This window comes from Streptomyces poriferorum, from assembly GCF_019399235.1.
Classification (GTDB): domain Bacteria; phylum Actinomycetota; class Actinomycetes; order Streptomycetales; family Streptomycetaceae; genus Streptomyces; species Streptomyces poriferorum.
Window position 1 is genome coordinate 1 of the sequence record NZ_JAELVH010000523.1, and the last position, 1,803, is coordinate 1,803.

The 1,803-nt window shown below is 75.7% G+C and carries 2 protein-coding genes; both read left to right on the forward strand.

Annotated features, from left to right (window positions below; translation table 11 throughout):
- Positions 1-984 (forward strand): HEAT repeat domain-containing protein (locus JGS39_RS39230; RefSeq protein ID WP_219574540.1); only part of this gene is annotated, 984 nt, incomplete at its 5' end.
- A gap of 74 nt (positions 985-1,058) precedes the next feature.
- The gene (locus JGS39_RS39235; RefSeq protein ID WP_219574541.1) at positions 1,059-1,679 is read left to right on the forward strand and encodes a Uma2 family endonuclease; all 621 of its coding nucleotides are present in this window, start codon (positions 1,059-1,061) and stop codon (positions 1,677-1,679) included.
- The last annotated feature ends 124 nt before the right edge of the window (positions 1,680-1,803 follow it).

Genomic DNA, 1,803 nt, shown 5'->3' on the forward strand with positions numbered 1-1,803 from the left:
CCGGAGGGGGTGGGGACGGCGGGCCCGCGCGACGCGGCGCCGGTGTCCGGTACCTCGCGTACGGCTGCGGTCACCGGGACCGGGGCCGGCCCGTCCACATCGCCGCGCATCCTCGAGCTGCTGGCGCTGAGCGAGGGCGAACCCGGGCTGGCCGCCCTCGCCCCGTACCTGGACGATCCCGACCCGGCCGTCCGCCGCGCCGCCGTCGCCGCGCTCACCGAGTCCACCCCGCCGGGTGCGGGCCCCGCCCTGGCGGCCGCGCTCGCCGACCCGGCGCCTGCCGTGCGCGCGGCCGTCGCGGCGTCCCTGCGGGAACTGGTCGAGGTGCTGGACCCCTCGCCCGACCTGCGCACGCCCCTGGTCACCGCGCTGTCCTCGGACGATCCCGTGGTCCGCGCCGCCGCCCTCGACACCCTGCGGGCGCTGCGGCTCGGGGACGCGGAACTGTTCGCCGGAACGCTGAGCGACCCGGATCTCGATGTGCGGGCCGAGACCGTGCGGGCCCTGGTGTCCGTGGACGCGGTGGGCGGGCTGGTCCGGGCGGCCTCCGACTCGGCACGCGAGGTGCGGGTGGCGGTGGCGAAGGGGCTGGCCGCTGTCCGCTCCCCCGCGCCCGGCCCTCTCGGCCCGCTGCTGGACGACCCGGACGCGCTGGTCCGCGCGGCGGCACTGGCCGCGCTCGCGGGGACGGGGTGCCCGCCCGCGTACGCCGCGCGGGCGGTGGCGGCGCTGGCGGACCCGGCCTGGCAGGTGCGCGCGGGCGCGGCGACGGCGCTGTCCTCGGCGGACCCCGAGCGGGCGGTCCCCCCGCTGACCGGTGCGCTGGACGACCCGAATGCCGATGTGCGCAAGGCGGCGGTGCTGGCGCTGCTGCGTCACCCGGGGCACGCGGCGGCGCGGGAGGCCCTGGCGGGGGCGGTGGCGGACCGGGACGCGGATGTGCGGGCTTATGCGGGGAGGGGGGTGGGGGTCAACAGTGCGTGATTCGTTCACCCATGCGGAGGGTCCTGGCTGCGGCTATCGGCGCGTGCGCCGGCCGGGACGCGAGACTCCGTCGTATGCGAGCACCGCTGAACGCCGAACCCCCGCCCCCCGGGCCGCAGTGGGCGGTTCCGCCCGAGGGCGGCTGGACCGCCGATGACCTGGACACGCTACCGAACCTGCCTCCGCACACGGAGCTGATCGACAGCAGTCTGGTATTCGCGTGCCCTCAGACCGTTTTCCATTCCCGGGCCGTCAGCCTCTTCAGCAGGCACCTGTTGTCCTCGGCGCCGCCCGGTCTGGAGTCCGTGGCCCGCCTCACGATCGATATCGACCGCTCGAACCGGCCCGAGCCCGATGTGGTCGTCGTGCGCGCGGACGCGGTCGAGAGTCCGCAGCAGACGCGATTTGCTGCGGAGCACGTGCTGTTGGCGATCGAGGTCGTGTCGGACGATTCCGTCACCCGTGACCGGGAGACCAAGCCCGTGAAGTACGCGCGGGCGAAGATCCCGCACTACTGGCGGGTCGAGAACCAGGACGGCCGTGCGGTCGTCTACGTCTTCGAACTGGAGCCGGCGACCGGGGCCTACACCTCCACCGGGATCTTCCACGACCGAATGAAGGTCTCCTCGCCCTTCCCCGTCGATCTCGACCTCACCGCGATCGTCTCCCGACGCCGGGCAGCGGACCCGCAGTAGGCCCACCGCCCGTCGCAGCCGAGGGCTCAGTCGAACTCCGGCGGCTCCTCGTCCCAGCCGAACTCCGGATCGGCGGCCGGGTTGGCGGCCGGGGCCGCCACCCGGGCCGGGGCGGCGGGGCGGG

What these genes read in the sequence shown, in the direction of transcription:
- JGS39_RS39235 (WP_219574541.1), top strand. Translation starts at nt 1,059, where the DNA reads ATGCGAGCACCGCTGAACGCCGAACCCCCGCCCCCCGGGCCGCAGTGG.